General features: G+C 40.3%; 18 protein-coding genes. 8 read left to right on the forward strand and 10 right to left on the reverse strand.

Translation table 11 applies throughout. The annotated features are described in order from the left end of the window. Positions 1 to 3 precede the first annotated feature (3 nt). Positions 4 to 597, reverse strand: a complete 594-nt coding sequence (gene seqA, locus AAEZ22_RS11550) for a replication initiation negative regulator SeqA (RefSeq protein ID WP_341255254.1) — start codon at positions 595 to 597, stop codon at positions 4 to 6. A gap of 263 nt (positions 598 to 860) precedes the next feature. On the opposite strand from seqA, the gene AAEZ22_RS11555 reads away from it, so the two are divergent. The 5 genes from AAEZ22_RS11555 (at position 861) to fur (ending at position 3,406) form a co-directional block, all read left to right on the forward strand. After that, on the forward strand, positions 861 to 1,628 hold the full coding sequence (locus AAEZ22_RS11555; RefSeq protein WP_086994251.1) for an alpha/beta fold hydrolase: 768 nt from the start codon (positions 861 to 863) through the stop codon (positions 1,626 to 1,628). Between the two features lie 95 nt (positions 1,629 to 1,723). Continuing rightward, the gene (locus AAEZ22_RS11560) at positions 1,724 to 1,945 is read left to right on the forward strand and encodes a DUF2788 domain-containing protein (RefSeq protein ID WP_011328315.1); all 222 of its coding nucleotides are present in this window, start codon (positions 1,724 to 1,726) and stop codon (positions 1,943 to 1,945) included. A gap of 2 nt (positions 1,946 to 1,947) precedes the next feature. Further along, on the forward strand, positions 1,948 to 2,226 hold the full coding sequence (gene ybfE, locus AAEZ22_RS11565) for a LexA regulated protein (RefSeq protein ID WP_011328316.1): 279 nt from the start codon (positions 1,948 to 1,950) through the stop codon (positions 2,224 to 2,226). 12 nt (positions 2,227 to 2,238) lie between these two features. Beyond that, on the forward strand, positions 2,239 to 2,766 hold the full coding sequence (fldA, locus tag AAEZ22_RS11570) for a flavodoxin FldA (RefSeq protein WP_011328317.1): 528 nt from the start codon (positions 2,239 to 2,241) through the stop codon (positions 2,764 to 2,766). A gap of 196 nt (positions 2,767 to 2,962) precedes the next feature. Beyond that, positions 2,963 to 3,406, forward strand: a complete 444-nt coding sequence (gene fur, locus AAEZ22_RS11575) for a ferric iron uptake transcriptional regulator (protein WP_011328319.1) — start codon at positions 2,963 to 2,965, stop codon at positions 3,404 to 3,406. A 113-nt stretch (positions 3,407 to 3,519) separates the two neighbouring features. Here fur and glnS read toward each other — a convergent pair whose 3' ends face one another. After that, the gene (gene glnS, locus AAEZ22_RS11580; RefSeq protein WP_086994249.1) at positions 3,520 to 5,178 is read right to left on the reverse strand and encodes a glutamine--tRNA ligase; all 1,659 of its coding nucleotides are present in this window, start codon (positions 5,176 to 5,178) and stop codon (positions 3,520 to 3,522) included. 216 nt (positions 5,179 to 5,394) lie between these two features. Here glnS and AAEZ22_RS11585 point away from each other — a divergent pair, with 216 nt between their 5' ends. Then, a complete protein-coding gene (locus tag AAEZ22_RS11585) occupies positions 5,395 to 6,465 on the forward strand; it encodes a DUF3083 family protein (RefSeq protein WP_011328321.1) in 1,071 nt (356 codons plus the stop codon). A gap of 86 nt (positions 6,466 to 6,551) precedes the next feature. On the opposite strand, the gene sucD is transcribed toward AAEZ22_RS11585, so the two are convergent. The 8 genes from sucD to sdhC form a co-directional block, all read right to left on the reverse strand. Continuing rightward, complete coding sequence (sucD, locus tag AAEZ22_RS11590; RefSeq protein ID WP_011328322.1) at positions 6,552 to 7,424, reverse strand: succinate--CoA ligase subunit alpha; 873 nt, start codon at positions 7,422 to 7,424, stop codon at positions 6,552 to 6,554. Next, positions 7,424 to 8,590, reverse strand: coding sequence for an ADP-forming succinate--CoA ligase subunit beta (gene sucC / locus AAEZ22_RS11595; RefSeq protein ID WP_011328323.1), 1,167 nt, complete (start codon positions 8,588 to 8,590; stop codon positions 7,424 to 7,426). Before sucC ends, sucD begins: the two co-directional genes overlap by 1 nt. 177 nt (positions 8,591 to 8,767) lie before the next feature. Continuing rightward, the gene (odhB, locus tag AAEZ22_RS11600; protein WP_011328324.1) at positions 8,768 to 10,306 is read right to left on the reverse strand and encodes a 2-oxoglutarate dehydrogenase complex dihydrolipoyllysine-residue succinyltransferase; all 1,539 of its coding nucleotides are present in this window, start codon (positions 10,304 to 10,306) and stop codon (positions 8,768 to 8,770) included. Between the two features lie 3 nt (positions 10,307 to 10,309). Continuing rightward, positions 10,310 to 13,129 (reverse strand): 2-oxoglutarate dehydrogenase E1 component, encoded by a 2,820-nt coding sequence (gene sucA, locus AAEZ22_RS11605; RefSeq protein WP_011328325.1) that lies wholly within the window; start codon positions 13,127 to 13,129, stop codon positions 10,310 to 10,312. Between the two features lie 88 nt (positions 13,130 to 13,217). Further along, positions 13,218 to 13,934 (reverse strand): succinate dehydrogenase iron-sulfur subunit, encoded by a 717-nt coding sequence (locus AAEZ22_RS11610; RefSeq protein WP_011328326.1) that lies wholly within the window; start codon positions 13,932 to 13,934, stop codon positions 13,218 to 13,220. Between the two features lie 10 nt (positions 13,935 to 13,944). Then, on the reverse strand, positions 13,945 to 15,717 hold the full coding sequence (sdhA, locus tag AAEZ22_RS11615; protein WP_011328327.1) for a succinate dehydrogenase flavoprotein subunit: 1,773 nt from the start codon (positions 15,715 to 15,717) through the stop codon (positions 13,945 to 13,947). Beyond that, positions 15,718 to 16,065: a succinate dehydrogenase, hydrophobic membrane anchor protein gene (gene sdhD, locus AAEZ22_RS11620; protein ID WP_011328328.1), complete on the reverse strand. Its 348-nt coding sequence runs from the start codon at positions 16,063 to 16,065 to the stop codon at positions 15,718 to 15,720. Next, complete coding sequence (gene sdhC, locus AAEZ22_RS11625) at positions 16,056 to 16,433, reverse strand: succinate dehydrogenase, cytochrome b556 subunit (RefSeq protein WP_011328329.1); 378 nt, start codon at positions 16,431 to 16,433, stop codon at positions 16,056 to 16,058. The genes sdhD and sdhC overlap by 10 nt, the downstream gene beginning before the upstream one ends. 406 nt (positions 16,434 to 16,839) lie before the next feature. Between sdhC and AAEZ22_RS11630 the strand changes: the two genes are divergently transcribed. Together AAEZ22_RS11630 and AAEZ22_RS11635 are read left to right on the forward strand one after the other, a co-directional pair. Beyond that, positions 16,840 to 18,126, forward strand: coding sequence for a citrate synthase (locus AAEZ22_RS11630; RefSeq protein ID WP_011328331.1), 1,287 nt, complete (start codon positions 16,840 to 16,842; stop codon positions 18,124 to 18,126). Between the two features lie 125 nt (positions 18,127 to 18,251). Then, on the forward strand, positions 18,252 to 19,478 hold the full coding sequence (locus tag AAEZ22_RS11635; RefSeq protein ID WP_179807016.1) for an aminotransferase class V-fold PLP-dependent enzyme: 1,227 nt from the start codon (positions 18,252 to 18,254) through the stop codon (positions 19,476 to 19,478). Positions 19,479 to 19,593: the final 115 nt, after the last annotated feature.

Here is a 19,593-nt window from a genome sequence, read left to right on the forward strand (position 1 = left end):
TCCTTACAGGTAGTCGCGAATTTTTTCAGCTTGTTCTGTGCTATAACCTAAACACAAAGCAACTTCATGAAGCATCATTTTTTTACGTGTAGTGTTAGAGTTTGTCATTACCCAGTACTCACTGTCGGTGATGTTTTTAGGGTTCATACTGCTACCACTATTAACTAAGTCTTCTTTGCTAGTAGCAAAGTAAACGCGATCACGGCCTTTGATATCTAATACGGCGCGAAAGTCAGTTTTATGGGTACGGTAAAATGCACTTAAAATAAATAAAAACCGACCCACAACGCCTTTCTGCATTGCCAACTCTTCTTTATTTAATACATTAAATACATTCGCATTTTTTTGCTGCACAGACTTCTCAGCTACTGCACTTGGCTTAGCAGCAAGCGCAGGTGTTTGCTCTGCTACAGGGGGAATTTTAGGCAAGGTAGTTGTTGTTTGATTATTTTGATTAAGCTCTACGTTTGCGGTCTGAATTTTTTCGCCGCTCAGATTTAATAAACGACGTAAAATAGTGGATGCGCTCTCACCAATACTTTGCGTATTGCTGGCAATATACTGATATAACTCGTCGTCTATGTCGATTTGTTTCATGTTCTTCCTGTCATTACGGCCACATTTTTCTTTCCGTGTGATTATACCCAAACCAGTTAGAAATGCGAGTTACAACAAACCCCGCTGTAAACATATATTTTAAATTACTTATGTGCGCTATTTAAATTACTATTTAGCACGATTAAATAGCTAAATATTGTTGATAAAACAGGCTACAGCCCAATATTATATTTTGTGACTGTATTTTTTGCTTTTTAAGCAAATGCTCGTCACACTATGGCGAATTTTACACTGAGGCTAATATGCAGTTAAATTATAAGCAACAAGGGCAAGGCCCACATGTTATTTTAATTCATGGGCTTTTTGGATCATTAGAGAACTTAAACGTGATCGCAAAACCCCTTAGTGAATTTTATACCGTAACTAATGTCGATTTACGTAACCATGGCAAATCGCCCCATAGCGATACAATGACTTATGCGGCAATGGCCCAAGATATTATTGAATTATTAACGCATTTGAACATAGATAAAGCGCACATTATAGGCCACTCTATGGGCGGAAAAGTAGCAATGGAATTGGCATTAACCCATCCAGAGCACGTTAATAAATTAATTGTGCTTGATATAGCACCTGTTAGTTACCCTGCTCGCCACACTAAAATTATTCAAGCACTTAAAGCGGTTGCAAACGAATCTATTACAGATAGAAAGCATGCCGATGCAATTATGCAGCCTTTTATAGACGAGATGGGTGTGCGTCAGTTTTTATTAAAAAGTTTAGCTAAAAACGATGAAGGCAATTTTGCATGGCGGTTTAATTTATTGAGTCTTGATAAAAATTATTCGATAATTACCGACAATGTTAATGAAAACAATTCTTGTTTGTGCGACACTCTATTTATTAAAGGTAATGATTCTGACTATATATTAGCTGAGCATAGAGCGGCTATTAATGCGCGCTTTAGTAATGCCAGTGCCAAAATAATTCACGGTGCTGGCCACTGGTTGCATGCGCAAAAGCCATTAGCAGTGAATAAAGCAATAAATGACTTTTTAACTGCGATTTAAACTCATTTTAATCGCCTGTTTTTGATTTTGCGTACTAAAAAGTCGTATATTTATATGCTATAGTATGCGCCGTTTAATTTAAAGGTTACACGTTGATGGTCAGTCAGTTAATTAACGAATTTGATACCTTAGGGTTGTATTTTGGCTTAGCCGGTATTTTTATATTTATCGGTATGGCAATTAAAGACGTACTAAAAAGCGGCAATGTACCCAAGTTTGGTCGTTACATTGTTTGGGCTGTACTCTTTTTAGGGTGTTCTGGCTTTATTGCTAAAGGACTTATTCAAGTATTTTGGCAAGGCGCAGGTGTAGGTTAAGCATGGCCAAGTCAGAAACAGATAGAACAACGCTCGATTTATTTGAATACGAAAAACGCCCAGGCAGACCTAAAACCAATCCCCTTCCACGGGATATGCAGTTAAAGGTTAATAAACGTAATCAAATAAAAAGAGATAAAGCACGTGGTTTAAAGCGTGTTGAATTTAAAGTTTCTTCACAGTTATATCAGGCACTTAGTGATATGGCAGATGCACAAAATATTAGCCGCAGTGTGTTGATTGAAACAATTTTACAAGAAAGATTGGCTATTGATAGATAAAAGGTTTAATCCATGGCAAGTGTAGGCATTTTTTTCGGAAGTGACACAGGTAATACAGAACACGTAGCAAAAATGATCCAAAAAGAATTGGGTAAAAAGCTCGTAGCTGTACATGATATTGCAAAAAGCTCTAAAGAAGAGATTGCGGAATTTGATTTAATCTTATTTGGTATTCCTACTTGGTATTATGGCGAAGCGCAATGTGATTGGGATGATTTTTTTCCTGAGCTTGAAGAAGTAGACTTTGAAGGTAAGCTGGTTGCTATTTTTGGTTGTGGTGACCAAGAAGACTACGCAGAGTACTTTTTAGATGCAATGGGCATGATTAACGATATAGTTACTGAACGTGGTGCTATTGTGGTTGGTCATTGGCCAAGTGAAAGTTATAACTTTGAAGCATCTAAAGGTATTGCTGATGACAAACATTTTGTTGGTTTAGGTATCGATGAAGACCGTCAACCAGAACTCACTGAGCAGCGTGTTAAAGCCTGGTCTGCGCAAGTTTATGAAGAAATGTGTTTAAGCGAACTTGCTGATTAACTTTATTTTTTCTTGGTTTTTGCTTAAATTAGTAGCAATATATTAGTAAATGCGCTTTTATCGGTATTTATTAGCTTTGACCTTTGCACTTAGTAGCTAGGCACGTTACCCTTACCGGTTGATGTGTCGTGTACATCTATTCGTGTACATCCTTGCAAGGTGTCTAGTATAACCAAACAAAATTGAGACAGATTTAATGACTGATCATAATTTGGAATTAAAAAAAGCCGGTTTAAAGGTTACTTTACCGCGAATTAAGATTTTAGAGATTTTACAATCACCTGATAACCAGCATATTAGTGCTGAGGATGTTTATAAAATTCTTCTAGATTTGGGTGAAGAAATCGGTCTTGCAACTGTATATCGCGTACTTAATCAATTTGATGACGCTGGTATTGTTACTCGCCATCACTTTGAAGGTGGTAAATCAGTATTTGAACTTGCAACCAGCACTCACCATGACCACTTAGTATGTCTAAAATGTGGTAAAGTGGTTGAGTTTGAAGATGATGTTATTGAACGTCGCCAACTTGAAGTTGCTGAAAGAAATGGTATTAAATTAACCAATCATTCTTTATATTTGTATGGTGAATGCGAAGACAAAGAAGCGTGCAAAAATTTTGCTAATAATATAAGTTAAGCTTGTATTATAAACAAAAAAAACCTGCTTAATGCAGGTTTTTTTGTCAGTAAAATTCCCAGTACTCATTACTAACACTTCCTAGGTAATAATGAGTACTGAGGCGTTAACCTTTACTGAGTTTTTGACCATGAGTCACGCAGACCCACTGTTTGATTAAATACTATGTTTTTCGCTTTTGAATCTCGCGAAAAATAGCCAGTACGTTCAAACTGAAAACCTTGCTCGGCTGCTGAATTAGCCAACGATGGCTCTAACTTAGCATTCGTTAAAATAACTAATGAGTCAGGGTTTAAGGTGCTTTCAAACTCATCGGCTGCTGCTGGGTTTGGTACGCTAAATAAACGGTCATACAAACGTACTTCTGCTGTAATCGCTTCACTTGCCGATACCCAATGAATAACCCCTTTAACTTTACGACCATCACTTGGGTTTTTACCTAGCGTTTCTGGGTCAAAAGTACAATAAATAGTGGTAATTTCACCATTTTCGTCTTTTTCAACACGCTGTGCTTTAATTACATAAGCGCCGCGTAAGCGTACTTCTTTATCAAGTACTAAACGTTTGAACTTGTTATTAGCTTCTTCTTTAAAGTCTTCACGTTCAATATAAATTTCACGTGTGAATGGCACATCACGGCGACCCATTTCTTCTTTATTTGGGTGATTAGCCACAGATAAGGTTTCAACTTTATCAGCATCATAGTTTTCAATAACGATTTTAACGGGATCAAGTACCGCCATTGCACGTGGTGCATTTTCGTTAAGATCTTCACGGATACAGGCTTCAAGCATGCCCATTTCAACCATGTTTTCTTGTTTGGTTACACCAATACGTAAGCAGAACTCACGAATGGAGGCTGGGGTATAACCACGACGACGTAAGCCTGCAATCGTAGGCATACGTGGATCATCCCACCCTTCTACATGATTATTCACTACTAAGTCGCTGAGCTTGCGCTTAGACATAATAGTGTACTCTAGGTTTAAGCGTGAAAACTCAATTTGTTGTGGATGACACTCTAAACTGATGTTATCAAGTACCCAGTCATATAAACGACGGTTATCTTGAAACTCCAGTGTACACAATGAATGAGTAATACCTTCTAGCGCATCAGAAATACAGTGAGTAAAGTCGTACATTGGGTAAATGCACCACTTATCTGCAGTTTGATGATGATGAGCAAAGCGTACACGATAAATAATAGGATCGCGAAGCACCATAAATGAGCTTGCCATATCAATTTTAGCGCGCAGTACACACTCGCCTTCTTTAAACTCGCCATTACGCATTTTTTCAAATAACGCGAGGTTCTCATCACTTGCTGTATCGCGGTATGGGCTGTTTTTACCCGGCTCTTTTAATGTGCCACGGTATTCACGGGCTTGATCTGCCGTTAAAAAGCACACATACGCTAAGCCTTTATTTATTAGCTCAACTGCATAATCGTATAATATATCGAAGTAATTAGACGAGTATTTAATTTCGCCATCCCAATTAAAGCCTAACCACTGCACGTCTTCTTTAATAGAATTAACGTAGTTAATATCTTCTTTTTCTGGGTTTGTATCGTCAAAGCGTAAGTTACATAAACCGTTATAGTCTTTTGCGATGCCAAAATTTAAACAAATTGATTTTGCATGGCCAATGTGTAAAAAACCATTTGGTTCGGGTGGAAAACGAGTATGCGTAGACGCATGCTTTCCACTTGCTAAATCTTGGTCAATGCGGGTTCTAATAAAATTACTTGGGCGATTCTCGATTTCCGCCATAGGAGTATGATCCTCAAAATAGTGCGTGATAACAAAACTAATGCATTATTACAAAAACATACACTAACATACAGCAATAGATTAAGGTTTATTTTAGATCTTGGTTAACTTTAATTCAGTAACGAGTCAGTTAATGAATAAACTTTGTTTTAGCGCAATAATAACGTCATCAAAGGCCATTATAGTAAGCAAATAACCTGACTTAAAGGAACCATGATGGCTATACAAAATCAACACCGTGTTTATATTCCAACCAATGCCCGCACCAATCACTACCTTTTAGCTGAAATAACCCCTACCACTGATTTTTATAAAAGCTTTAGTAATATTAACTGTTGTTATGAGCGTATAGCACGTGAGCTTTTTTCTTGCTGTGATGAGCTTGGCTTACACAATGTGCATTTATTAGCGAACGACAAACTACCTGTAGTACGCTTTAACGATGAGTCGTATCAGCTTGAAACGAATAAACAAATGTTGTTTTTTTATAACCCTCGCTACCACGAAGCACATAAAGCGTACTACACTGAAAATATAGCCAGTAAAAAAATCAGGCTGTTATTTTTAGCAACCGGTGACGATCTGCGTGCAAATTCTGCACTGTTTCATAGCAAAGTACAAAAGGTATTAAATAATTTACAACAGCAGTTATTTTTAGAACAACCACTGTTTAAACTGCGCGATCATCAACATTTAACCTATGACTTATTTGCTAAAGATAAAGGCAATAAACAAACCTACGGCTATAAACTGCGTAGCCTCTACCCTCGCTACCAGTCAAGGCAGTGTAATATTCCCAGTGATCATGCCCAAATGAGCTATGCAACCTTTGCTATTCCAGTGTCACGAGCAATCAAAACGCAATTTCAAACACAAATAAATAATCGTGATTTTAAGCAATTTTATACATACTTTACCGATTTATTTACCCAAATTTGTAATACCAATAAGTTAACCCACGGGGCTATGGTTGCTAATGGCGCTATACCAATTATTCGTAATAGCAGCATTGATAAAAATGACGGTAATCAAGAATTACAAAAGTTAAGCTTTGACATCGAGACTGATCAAGTGCAAATTAAAGCGCTATTTAATGAAGATAAATTAGTAGAAACACTGCATTTTGTAGTGGTAGCTGCGCAGCATAATAATAATGAAATGGGCTATGGGCGGTTTATGAATCAAGTAGAGAAAACGATTCATACTTTGTGCGATGAGTTAGCTATAAATAAACAACGCCAAGATTTATCAGTGCGGTTTTATCAGCATATAAGCTACCTATACTAAGTGTAAAAGTAAAAATAAAAATAAAAATAAAAGTGAAGATAACAAAAAGGCTCGCATTAGCGAGCCTTTTTAGAGTAAAAAAGCGATTACCAGCCTGTTTTCTCTTTAAGTGCTTTACCGATATCAGCAAGTGAACGTACAGTTTTTACGCCCGCAGCTTCTAGTGCAGCAAATTTCTCATCAGCAGTACCTTTACCACCGGCAATGATTGCGCCAGCGTGACCCATACGCTTACCTTCTGGTGCAGTAACACCAGCAATGTAAGATACTACAGGTTTAGTAACGTGTGCTTTAATGTACTCTGCAGCTTCTTCTTCTGCAGTACCACCAATTTCACCGATCATTACGATCGCTTCAGTTTGTGGATCTTTTTCGAACATTTCTAAAACGTCGATAAAGTTAGTACCTGGAATTGGGTCGCCACCAATACCAACACATGTAGACTGACCAAAACCAGCATCAGTAGTTTGCTTAACTGCTTCGTACGTTAATGTACCAGAGCGAGAAACAATACCTACTTTACCAGGTTTGTGGATATGACCAGGCATGATACCAATCTTAGTTTCACCAGGAGTAATAACACCTGGGCAGTTAGGACCGATCATACGTGTACCTGTTTGATCTAGTTTGATTTTAACATCAACCATATCAAGTGTAGGAATACCTTCAGTGATACAAACAATCAGCTCGATGCCTGCATCGATTGCTTCTAAGATTGCATCTTTACAAAAAGGTGCTGGTACATAGATAACAGACGCAGTTGCGCCAGTTTCTTGTACTGCTTCACGCACTGTATTGAATACAGGAAGACCAAGGTGCGTTTGACCGCCTTTACCTGGGCTTACGCCACCAACCATTTGTGTACCGTACTCAAGCGCTTGCTCTGAGTGGAAAGTACCTTGGCCACCGGTGAAACCTTGACAGATAACTTTTGTATCTTTATTGATTAATACAGACATTATTTGCCCTCCGCAGCAGCAACTACTTTTTCAGCAGCGTCTGTTAGTGATTCAGCAGCGATGATGTCTAGACCAGAGTTTTTAAGAACTTCACGGCCTAGTTCAGCGTTAGTACCTTCTAAACGTACAACTACTGGTACGTTTACGCCTACTTCTTTAACTGCGCCAATGATGCCTTCAGCAATCATGTCACAACGTACAATACCGCCAAAGATGTTAACTAAAACAGCTTTAACATTATCATCAGAAAGAATGATTTTGAATGCTTCAGAAACACGTTCTTTAGTCGCGCCGCCGCCAACATCTAGGAAGTTAGCCGGTTTGCCACCGTGTAGGTTTACGATGTCCATAGTACCCATTGCTAGGCCTGCACCGTTAACCATACAACCAACGTTACCATCTAGCGCTACGTAGTTAAGCTCAAAGCTTGCTGCATGTGCTTCACGTGAATCTTCTTGTGAAGGATCGTGGAATTCACGGATTTTAGGTTGACGGTAAAGTGCATTACCATCGATACCGATTTTGCCGTCAAGACAGTGAAGGTTACCTTCGTCTGTGATCACAAGCGGGTTGATTTCAAGTAATGCGAAATCAAAATCAGTGAACATTTTACCAAGACCCATAAAGATCTTAACAAACTGTTTCATTTGTACTGGGTTAAGACCCAATTTGAAACCTAGTTCACGTGCTTGATAAGCTTGAGGACCTACTAATGGGTCAATCTCAGCTTTATGGATAAGCTCAGGTGTTTCCTCAGCAACAGTTTCAATTTCAACGCCGCCTTCAGTAGACGCCATGAAAACAACTTTGCGAGATGCACGGTCAACAACTGCACCTAGGTACAATTCGTTGGCGATGTCAGTACAGCTTTCTACTAAAATTTTAGCAACTGGCTGGCCTTTCTCGTCTGTTTGGTAAGTAACTAGGTTTTTACCTAACCAGTTAGCTGCAAACGCTTTAACTTCGTCGATAGTTTTTACTAGCTTTACACCGCCAGCTTTACCACGTCCACCTGCGTGAACCTGAGTTTTAACAACCCACATATCGCCGCCAATTTTTTCAGCAGCAGCTGCAGCTTCTTCAGGTGTATCGCAAGCGTAACCTGTAGAAACTGGTAAACCATATTCGGCAAAAAGTTGTTTTGCCTGATACTCATGCAAATTCATGATGCTTTATCCAAATTTTTATACTAAAAGAGCCGAATATTTTTTCAAATAAACAACTATCCCAAATTGCGACCATAGTATAGATCCCAAGGCTTAACATGAAAACCCCAGTATGACCAAAGGCGCAAAAAAAAAGCTGTGAATGTTCATTCACAGCTTACATTTCATACAACTAAATTAAACATCCAGTAATAAGCGTGTTGGATCTTCAAGTAACTCTTTAATTGTTACTAAGAAGCCAACAGATTCTTTGCCATCAATGATGCGGTGGTCATAAGAAAGTGCTAAATACATCATAGGAAGTATTTCTACTTTACCGTTTACAGCCATTGGACGATCTTGGATTTTATGCATACCCAAAATTGAAGACTGCGGTAAATTAATGATAGGAGTAGATAGTAAAGAACCAAATACACCGCCATTTGTAATAGTGAAGTTACCACCCGTCATATCATCAAGTGTTAGCTTACCATCACGACCTTTTAGTGCTAGCTCACGAATACCTTTTTCGATTTCTGCAACTGATAACTTGTCACAATCTTTAAGTACTGGCGTTACTAGACCACGAGGTGTAGATACAGCGATGCTGATGTCGAAGTAGTTGTGATAAACAATATCGTCACCATCAATTGATGCATTTACATCTGGGAAGCGCTTAAGTGCTTCAGTAACCGCTTTCACGTAGAAAGACATGAAACCTAAACGAATACCGTGGCGCTTTTCAAACACTTCTTGATACTGCTTACGAAGGCTCATGATAGGTTCCATGTTCACTTCGTTGAATGTTGTTAACATTGCAGTTGAGTTTTTCGCTTCAAGTAAGCGCTTAGCAATTGTTTTACGTAAACGCGTCATAGGAACACGTTTTTGTGTACGATCGCCCATTGCTGCTGCAGGTGCCGCCGCTGGTGCTGCTTTTGCCGCTGGTGCAGGTGCTTTTAAGAAAGTATCTACGTCTTCTTTAGTTACACGACCGTTTTTACCCGTGCCTTTAATTTTTGCAGCGTCTAGGCCTTTTTCAGCAATTAAACGACGTACTGAAGGTGTTAACACATCAGAGCTGTCGTTTGACTCACTTGCTGCTGGTGCAGCTGCGTCTGCTTTTTTAGCTGGTGCTGCTGGAGCGCCGCCCGCTTTAACCGAACCAATTACTTGCTCGCCTAATACAGTGTCGCCTTCGCCGTGGATTATTTCACCCATGATACCGTCTTCTTGAGCAACAACCTCAAGTACCACTTTATCAGTTTCAATATCTACTAAGTTTTGATCGCGAGTTACTGCGTCGCCTGCTTGTACATGCCATGTAGCAATTGTTGCGTCTGCAACTGATTCTGGAAGTACAGGAACTTTAATATCCACTTCTTTACCTTCTGATGCTGGTGCTGATTGCGCCGCTGGCGCGTCTTCTGATTTAGTTGCTGCAGATTCTTCAGTTGAAGAGTCTTCTTTTGGTGCATCTTCACTTGCTGGTGCTGCATCAGCATCGCCAAGTAAACCGATAACTTGATCGCCAAGTACCGTAGCGCCTTCTTCTTGTGTAATTTCAGTAATCACACCGTCATGTTGCGCAACAACTTCTAAAACCACTTTATCTGTTTCAATGTCTACTAAGTTTTGGTCGCGAGTTACTTTGTCGCCAACACTTACATGCCATGTAGCAACGGTAGCATCTGCAACCGACTCAGGAAGAACAGGAACTTTAATTTCTGTGCTCATTGCTTATCCTTTATTTTCGATAGTAAGCGCGTCGGCAACGAGCGCTTGTTGTTCTTTAGTATGTACTGACATATAACCACATGCTGGTGATGCTGAAGCCTTACGACCCGCATACGTTAGTTTAGCGTTTTGTGGAATAGCATCTTTGAAGTGATGTTGCGAGCAATACCATGCACCTTGGTTTTGCGGCTCTTCTTGACACCATACAAAATCAGTTACGTGCTGGTAACGCTCTATAATAGTTTTCATTTCGTCGTGTGGGAACGGGTAAAGCTGCTCTACACGTACGATTGCAATATTATCTTGTTCAAGCTTGCGGCGCTCTTGTAATAGTTCATAGTAAACTTTACCACTACAAAAAATAACGCGTTCTACTTTCTCAGGGTTAATATCATCAATTTCGTCAATCACATTATGAAAAACACCTGCAGAGAGTTCTTCTAGCGAAGACACTGCTAACGGATGGCGTAGTAATGACTTAGGCGTCATAACAATCAGTGGACGACGCAATGGTCTAACTGATTGACGACGAAGCATTGCATATACTTGCGCTGGCGTTGAAGGTACACATACTTGCATATTGTGATCAGCACAAAGTTGTAAAAAGCGCTCTAAGCGTGCAGAGCTGTGCTCTGGACCTTGGCCTTCGTAACCATGTGGTAATAAAATAGTAAGGCCGCATAAACGCCCCCACTTTTGCTCACCCGAGCTTAAAAACTGATCAAATACAACTTGTGCGCCGTTTGCAAAGTCACCAAACTGTGCTTCCCAAATAATTAATGACGTTGGCTCTGCGGTTGCGTAACCATATTCAAAAGCAACAACCGCTTCTTCAGAAAGAACTGAATCGAATACTTGGAAAGTACCTTGATCTTTACCAACATGCTCAAGTGGAGTGTAAGTCGCACCATCGGCTTGACTATGTACTACCGCATGGCGATGGAAGAAAGTACCACGACCAGAATCTTGTCCAGTAAAACGAATATCTGTGCCTTCTGCTGCAATAGTTGCATAAGCGAGTGTTTCTGCCATGCCCCAATCAAGCGGCTTTTCGCCAGATGCCATTAGCTTACGATCGTCGTAAATTTTCTTCACGCGCGATTGCGCTTTATGACTCTCTGGGTAGCTAGACACTATGTTGCCAAGCTCTTTTAGTTTTTCAACCGAGACACTTGCATCGTAATCAACACTCCATTCATGGCCAACATACTTTGCCCAATCTGATGAATGTGATGTTTCTGGCTGTATTTCATCAACCACACAATTACCTTCGTCTAAACCATTACGGTAATCATCAACAAGTGCTTTAACCTCATCTTCAGTGAATGAGCCTTCGGCAATTAATTGATCAGCGTAAATTAAACGTGGAACTGGATGCTTTTTAATTTTTTGATACATAACAGGCTGAGTAGCATTAGGCTCATCAGCTTCGTTATGGCCATGGCGACGGTAACAAACAAGGTCAATTACAACGTCACGCTTAAATTGGTTTCTGAAATCAAGTGCCAGTTGAGTAACAAATGCCACTGCTTCTGGATCGTCAGAATTAACATGAAATATTGGCGACTGCACCATTTTAGCAATGTCAGTACAGTATGGAGTAGAACGTACATCGTCTTGTTTAGACGTTGTAAAACCAACTTGGTTATTTACTACTATACGAATACTACCGCCACAGCTAAAGGCGTTTGTTTGTGACATGTTAAATGTTTCTTGTACAACACCTTGACCAGCAATTGCTGAGTCGCCATGAATAGTAATTGGCAGTGCTTTAATACCTGAGCTGTCACCTAAGCGGTCTAAACGAGCACGTACTGAGCCCATAACCACTGGATTTACAATTTCAAGATGCGATGGGTTAAACGCAAGTGCCATGTGCACATTGCCACCTTTAGTAGCAAAGTCAGATGAGTAACCCATGTGGTATTTAACATCACCCGAGCTTAACGTGTCTTTGTGTTTACCGGCAAACTCATCAAATAACTCTGATGGATTTTTACCAAGTACGTTCACAAGTACGTTTAAACGGCCGCGGTGAGCCATACCAATAACAGCTTCTTTTTGGCCACTTTCACCAGCGCGGTGAATCAGCTCTTTAAGCATAGGTACTAACGCATCGCCACCTTCAAGTGAGAAGCGCTTAGCACCTGGGAACTTAGCCCCTAAATATTTTTCAAGACCATCGGCTGCGGTTAATCCTTTAAGGATACGTAGCTTTTCGTCTTTATTGAATTTTGGCCTAGACTGAACAGACTCTAAACGCTGTTGTAACCAACGTTTTTCTTCTGTTGATGTGATGTGCATATACTCGGCGCCAATAGAACCACAATACGTGGTTTTTAGTGCTTGGTATAACTCACCTAGAGGCATAGTATCGCGCCCTACAGCAAACGATCCTACATTAAATTCGCGGTCAAAGTCAGCATTGGATAGGTCGTGGTAATCTAGCTCTAAATCTCGTACGCGCTCTCGCTGCCAAATACCTAACGGATCTAAGTTAGCATTTTGGTGTCCACGAAAACGGAAAGCATTAATAAGTTGCAATACTTTAACCTGTTTAAGGTCACCGCCACTGCCCTCTGCTACCACTACTTCTCTATGCTTGTTTTTAGCAAGCGCCGCAAACTGTGCTCGAACTTCTGAATGTTTTACTTCAACATCCACACCATCAACTTTAGGTAATTGTTCAAACACTTCTCGCCATTCTTCTGGCACCGAAGTCGCATCGTCTAAATACGCTTCATAAAGCTCTTCAATATAAGCAACGTTACCGCCGTTTAAATGTGAAGATTCTAGCCATGCCTTCATCACACCTTCGTGCATTTATAAGCCCTTTTCTTTAGCGCAGAAATTAATAGTTATGATAACAGGATGACTAATTAGTATTAGCCATCCTACATTTACTAAGTAATTAAACCGCTCGGTTTAATAACATAGATTTTATTTGTCCAATTGCTTTGGTCGGATTAAGACCCTTAGGACAAACGCTAACACAGTTCATTATACTGTGGCAACGGAACACACTGAAAGCATCGTCTAAGTCAGCTAAACGCTCTTCTGTTGCTGTATCTCGGCTATCAGCCAAGAAACGGTAAGCATGAAGAAGGCCTGCTGGACCAATGAACTTGTCTGGATTCCACCAGAACGAAGGACACGATGTTGAACAACATGCACATAAAATACACTCATAAAGCCCATCTAACTTATCACGTTCTTCGATTGTTTGAAGACGCTCGCCAGCTGCTGGCGTGTCATTAATTAGATACGGTTTAACTTTTTCGTATTGAGTGTAGAACTGACTCATGTCAATAACAAGGTCACGAACCACAGGTAAGCCTGGTAATGGACGCACTACTATTTTACCTTTGCCACCTTTTTGCAGCGTAGATAAAGGAGTGATACATGCCAAACCATTTTTACCATTCATGTTAACACCATCAGATCCACACACGCCTTCACGGCATGAACGACGGAAAGATAATGTTGGATCTTGTTCTTTTAAAAGAATAAGTGCATCCAAAACCATCATGTCGTGACCTTCCTCTGTTTGCAAGGTGTATTCTTGCATACGAGGTGCGTTGTCAACATCGGGATTATAACGATAAACTGAAAATTGTACTTGTGCCATCGTCTATCTCCTAGTACACACGTGCTTTAGGTGGGAAAGCTTCACGCGACTTAGGCGCGTAGTTTACGTCACGCTTGCTCATTTCATCCGTTAACGGATTAAATACTGAGTGACATAACCAGTTTTCGTCATCACGATCTGGGAAGTCAAAGCGAGAGTGTGCACCACGGCTTTCGGTACGGAAGTTTGCAGCTACTGCAGTTGAGTAAGCTGTTTCCATTAAGTTATCTAGTTCAAGACATTCAATACGCTGCGTGTTGAAGTCTGATGATTTATCATCAAGACGTGCATGTTGCAGACGTTCACGAATTTCTTTAAGTTCTTGCAGACCAGCAGCCATTGAGTCACCTTCACGAAATACCGAGAAGTTAAGTTGCATACATTGCTGTAAGTCTTTTTTGATTTGAACTGGATCTTCACCTTGGCCAGCCGTTGAATTTTCCCAACGATTGTAACGTGCAAGTGATGTTTCTAAATCAGACTCTGATGCCGCTTTAGAAATTTCAACATCATTTAGGTATTTACCTAAGAAGTTACCGGCCGCACGACCAAATACCACTAAATCAAGTAATGAGTTACCACCTAAGCGGTTAGCACCGTGTACTGATACACAGGCAATCTCACCTACCGCAAACAAACCTTCAACGATTGTTTCTTTGCCGTTTGCGTCGATTTGTAGCGCTTGACCATTTACGTTGGTTGGCACGCCACCCATCATGTAATGACATGTAGGAATTACTGGAATTGGTTCTTTTGCAGGGTCAACGTGAGCAAATGTTTTAGCAAGGTCACATACACCAGGAAGACGCAGATTTAGTGTTTCTGCACCTAAGTGATCTAGTTTTAGCTTAAGGTGAGGACCCCAAGGACCATCACAACCACGACCTTCACGGATCTCAGTCATCATTGAACGTGCAACCACATCGCGAGACGCTAAGTCTTTTGCGTTTGGTGCATAACGTTCCATGAAGCGCTCGCCATCTTTATTTAAAAGATAACCACCTTCGCCACGACAACCTTCGGTCACTAGCGTACCCGCGCCAGCAATACCCGTTGGGTGGAACTGCCACATTTCCATATCTTGCATAGAAATACCAGCACGTGTTGCCATACCAACGCCGTCGCCGGTGTTGATGTGCGCATTAGTAGTTGATGCAAAAATACGACCCGCACCACCTGTTGCTAATACTACTGCTTTAGATTTGAAATAAGTGATTTCACCTGTTTCAATTTCAATTGCAGTACAACCTACTACATCACCATTATCGTTTTTAACTAAATCAAGTGCATACCATTCTGAGAATACATTTGTTTTGTTTTTAACATTTTGTTGATAAAGAAGGTGTAATAGTGCGTGACCAGTACGATCGGCAGCTGCCGCAGTACGTGCAGCTTGTTCACCACCAAAGTTTTTCGATTGACCACCGAAAGGACGTTGGTAAACACGGCCATTTTCAAAGCGAGAAAATGGGAGACCCATGTTTTCTAATTCAGTAATAGCTTCTGGGCCTGTTTGACACATATATTCAATAGCGTCTTGGTCACCGATAAAATCGGAGCCCTTAACGGTATCGTACATGTGCCATTCCCAGTTATCTTCGTGCGAGTTACCAAGCGCTACTGTAATACCACCCTGTGCTGATACAGTGTGTGAGCGAGTTGGAAATACTTTAGAAATTAAAGCACACGTTTTGCCAGACTCAGTAATAGCTAAAGCAGCGCGCATACCTGCACCACCGGCACCGATTACTACGGCGTCAAATTCACGAACAGAATATTTCACTTATACACCCCATAATACGATTAGACCAATAGCTACGTAAGCAAAGGCCATTAGGTTTAGTACAAAGCCTAAAACAGCACGAAGCTTAGCGCACTTAACATAGTCTGTTAGAACTTGCCAAAGGCCAATGCGGGTATGAACCATAATGCAAACCAGGGCAATTAAAGTAAACCCTTTCATTGCTAGGTTAGAGAAGAGGCCTGTCCAGGCTTCGAAAGTGACTTCTGGCGTTGCTAAAAAATAGCCGATAATAAAAATCGCATACGCGCTTATTATTAATGCCGTGGTACGTAAAGATACGAAATCTTGTACACCATCACGTTTAAGAGTTGCTTGATTTAAAACCATATCCACACCCCTGCCAATACGGCAAACACAACGCCAAGAGCCATTGCAATTTTAGCGCTGAGGTTACCTGATTCAAGTTCTTCCCAATGTCCCATATCCATAATCATATGGCGAATACCACCAATAAGGTGATAACCCAATACAGATACGGTGCCCCAAGCAATAAATTTGGCAATGAATCCGTTAAACAGACCCTTGACGAATTCAAAACCTTCAGCAGAAGAAAGAGACTCTGACCAAGCCCAAATGACAAACGTTAAAGCAAAAAATAATGCAACACCGGTGACGCGGTGGAAAATTGACGCTTTAGCCGTTGCCGGCATAGATATAGTTGTTAGATCTAGATTTACAGGTCTTTGCTTTTTCACAGTTACTTGCCCATCTTGCCCACAGTGGGGCTCATCTACTTGTTTTTCTAAAACCCACCAAATATTTCTGATGGAACTATCAAAATAAACGTCTCTTTACAAATAAAGTTCACTATAATGCAAAAATTATAATGTAAAAATATGTTTACCTAAATACAATACGGTTAAAAACCTTCGACAGTATATATAGCCGCAGGCCTTTTTACAATTCTTGTTTAGTTAGAGCCATTTGCAAATTAGCCAATGGTATAATATTCAAACCATACCGAATATTTATTATACGTATACGCATAATGCTTATAAAAATTGACTTTATACCCCTCTTTCACGTTAAAATGAGAAGATGTGCTTAAAACAGATTTTAGAGTATAAAATCAGAATAGTTATCTTAATAGGAGATACATAGATGGCGGATAAGAAAGCCACAGTCCATATTGATGGTCTAGATCCAATCGAACTTCCAATTTATCAAGGTACTGCTGGCCAGGATGTAATTGACGTACGTACATTAGGTTCACATGGTCACTTTACTTACGATCCAGGTTTTATGTCGACTGGCTCTTGTGAATCTACAATTACTTATATTGATGGCGGCAAAGGTGTTCTACTTCATCGTGGTTACCCAATTGAGCAGCTTGCTGAAGACTCTAACTATGTAGAGCTATGTTACTTACTATTAAACGGTGAGTTACCTTCAAAAGAGCAGTATGAAGAATTTGCACAACAAATCACTCGCAGCACTATGCTAGATGAAAAAATTGCAACTTTCTTCCAAGGTTTCCGTTTTGATGCACACCCTATGGCAATGCTATGTGGCGTGGTTGGTGCTTTATCATCTTTTTATCATGAAGATCTTGATATTACAGACGCAAGCCAACGCAAAACAAGTGCAATTAAATTAGTAGCTAAGTTACCTACTATTGCAGCTATGGCTTATAAAACAAACATTGGCCAACCATTTGTATACCCACGTAACGATTTAAGCTACGCCGAAAACTTCTTACATATGATGTTCTCTGTACCTGCTGAAGAGTATAAAGTTAACCCTGTAACGGCTAAAGCTATGGATAAAATATTCATGCTTCATGCTGATCATGAACAAAACGCATCAACGTCTACTGTACGTCTTGCAGGTTCATCTGGTGCTAACCCATATGCTTGTATTGCTGCTGGTATCGCATCTCTTTGGGGCCCTGCACACGGCGGCGCTAACGAAGCATGTTTAAACATGTTAGAAGAAATTGGTTCTGTTGATCGCATTGACGAATACGTAGCTAAAGCAAAAGATAAGTCAGACCCGTTCCGTCTTATGGGCTTTGGTCACCGTGTTTACAAAAACTTTGATCCACGTGCAACGGTAATGCGTCAAACGTGTCACGAAGTACTTGCTGAGCTAAATATTCAAGATCCATTGCTTGATATTGCAATGAAGCTTGAGCAAATTGCGCTTGAAGACCCGTACTTTGTTGAGAAGAAACTCTACCCTAACGTAGATTTTTACTCAGGTATTATCTTAAAAGCGATCGGTATTCCAACAAGCATGTTCACTGTAATTTTTGCAATGGCACGTACTGTTGGTTGGATCACTCACTGGGATGAGATGCTATCTCAACCTGGTCATAAGATCAGCCGCCCACGTCAGCTTTACACGGGTTACACACAACGTGACTACAAAGCAACTGACAAGCGTTAATTCGCTGTAATATTGCTTAAGTATTTTAAAAGGTCGCTATTGCGGCCTTTTTTGTTACTCAGCACTTGAGAATTATCTTAAACAGATTACAATTCTCGCCCTAAATTGACTAATTAAATGAGCTTATGTCTGTTTCCACGTTTGATATCACTAAAATACGTAATGATTTCCCTATCCTAAATCAAACGATTAATAGCCAAACTTTAACTTATTTAGACTCTGGGGCAACCACACAAAAGCCACAATGCGTTATTGATACCACGGCAGAGTTTTATGCAGCGCAAAACGCGAACGTACATCGTGGACGCCATACCCTCAGTGAGCAGGCTACTTATCGTTATGAGCAAGTACGCGATAAAGCTGCAGAATTTTTTGGTGTTAATAGTAATGAAATTGTATGGACTAAAGGGGCAACTGAAGCTATAAACTTAGTTGCTAATGGCTTAAAAAATCAAATAAAAGCCAGCGATACCATCATTATTACGCCTATTGAGCATCATGCTAATATTGTACCTTGGCAGGTTTTGTCTCAGCAAACTGGTGCTAAGCTTGCTATTTTACCGCTTAACGACGATGCCACCTTTGATATACCTGCATGCTGTGAATTTATAAAGCAGCATAAACCTAAGTTATTGGCCATTAGCCAAGCCTCTAATGCGCTTGGTAATATCACTAATTTAGCGCCGTTGATTGCCAGTGCGAAAGCGGTAGGCGCATTAGTACTGGTTGATGGCGCACAAGGGGCAATGCATTTAAAAGCTAATTTAAGCACACTTAATTGTGATTTTTACGTTTTTTCTGCCCATAAAATGCTGGGGCCAACCGGTTTAGGTGGCTTATATGGCCGCTACGAGCAATTAAATGCCCTCACCCCATACCAAACCGGGGGAGAAATGATCCAAACCGTAACCTTAACGCACAGCACTTATCGCGATGCACCGGCAAAGTTTGAATCGGGGACGCCAAATATTGCCGGCGTATTAGGCTTTGGTGCAGCACTTGAGTATATAAATGCATTAAATCACCCTGCTTTAATTGAATATGAACAAACGCTATTTAATTATGCAGCCAATAGACTACAGCAAATTGATGGCATCACCCTATTTAGTGACCTTAAGCATAATATTGGCACTTTATGTTTTAACTATAAAGATGAGCATCCATACGATTTGGCAACTTTACTTGACGGATATGGGGTTGCACTGCGCAGTGGCCATCATTGCACTCAGCCTTTAATGGCGCATTTAGGGGTCAATGGCACCCTTAGAGCAAGCTTAGCTTTCTATAATAACCATACAGATGTAGATAATTTTATTGATGCACTACAAAAATGCATTGCTCTATTAGACTAATGTTGGATAAGAATATGACAAATACTTTTAATAAAGCATATCTAGCGTCAATTAACTTGGCCGGTTCCGCGTCAATTATCTTGGCCGGTTGACACCGAATTTTATTTGCTCTTAT

It is taken from the genome of Pseudoalteromonas sp. 20-MNA-CIBAN-0454, assembly GCF_040308685.1.
Classification (GTDB): Bacteria; Pseudomonadota; Gammaproteobacteria; order Enterobacterales; family Alteromonadaceae; genus Pseudoalteromonas; species Pseudoalteromonas nigrifaciens.

Excerpts from the sequence above, each read along its gene's own strand:
- ybfE (WP_011328316.1), top strand. The coding sequence starts at position 1,948 with ATGGCCAAGTCAGAAACAGATAGAACAACGCTCGATTTATTTGAATAC.
- AAEZ22_RS11555 (WP_086994251.1), top strand. The coding sequence starts at position 861 with ATGCAGTTAAATTATAAGCAACAAGGGCAAGGCCCACATGTTATTTTA.
- AAEZ22_RS11585 (WP_011328321.1), top strand. The coding sequence starts at position 5,395 with ATGGCTATACAAAATCAACACCGTGTTTATATTCCAACCAATGCCCGC.
- sucD (WP_011328322.1), bottom strand. The coding sequence starts at position 7,424 with ATGTCTGTATTAATCAATAAAGATACAAAAGTTATCTGTCAAGGTTTC.
- fur (WP_011328319.1), top strand. The coding sequence starts at position 2,963 with ATGACTGATCATAATTTGGAATTAAAAAAAGCCGGTTTAAAGGTTACT.
- glnS (WP_086994249.1), bottom strand. The coding sequence starts at position 5,178 with ATGGCGGAAATCGAGAATCGCCCAAGTAATTTTATTAGAACCCGCATT.
- fldA (WP_011328317.1), top strand. The coding sequence starts at position 2,239 with ATGGCAAGTGTAGGCATTTTTTTCGGAAGTGACACAGGTAATACAGAA.
- sucA (WP_011328325.1), bottom strand. The coding sequence starts at position 13,129 with ATGCACGAAGGTGTGATGAAGGCATGGCTAGAATCTTCACATTTAAAC.
- AAEZ22_RS11610 (WP_011328326.1), bottom strand. The coding sequence starts at position 13,934 with ATGGCACAAGTACAATTTTCAGTTTATCGTTATAATCCCGATGTTGAC.
- seqA (WP_341255254.1), bottom strand. The coding sequence starts at position 597 with ATGAAACAAATCGACATAGACGACGAGTTATATCAGTATATTGCCAGC.
- AAEZ22_RS11630 (WP_011328331.1), top strand. The coding sequence starts at position 16,840 with ATGGCGGATAAGAAAGCCACAGTCCATATTGATGGTCTAGATCCAATC.
- sdhD (WP_011328328.1), bottom strand. The coding sequence starts at position 16,065 with ATGGTTTTAAATCAAGCAACTCTTAAACGTGATGGTGTACAAGATTTC.
- AAEZ22_RS11635 (WP_179807016.1), top strand. The coding sequence starts at position 18,252 with ATGTCTGTTTCCACGTTTGATATCACTAAAATACGTAATGATTTCCCT.
- sucC (WP_011328323.1), bottom strand. The coding sequence starts at position 8,590 with ATGAATTTGCATGAGTATCAGGCAAAACAACTTTTTGCCGAATATGGT.
- AAEZ22_RS11560 (WP_011328315.1), top strand. The coding sequence starts at position 1,724 with ATGGTCAGTCAGTTAATTAACGAATTTGATACCTTAGGGTTGTATTTT.
- odhB (WP_011328324.1), bottom strand. The coding sequence starts at position 10,306 with ATGAGCACAGAAATTAAAGTTCCTGTTCTTCCTGAGTCGGTTGCAGAT.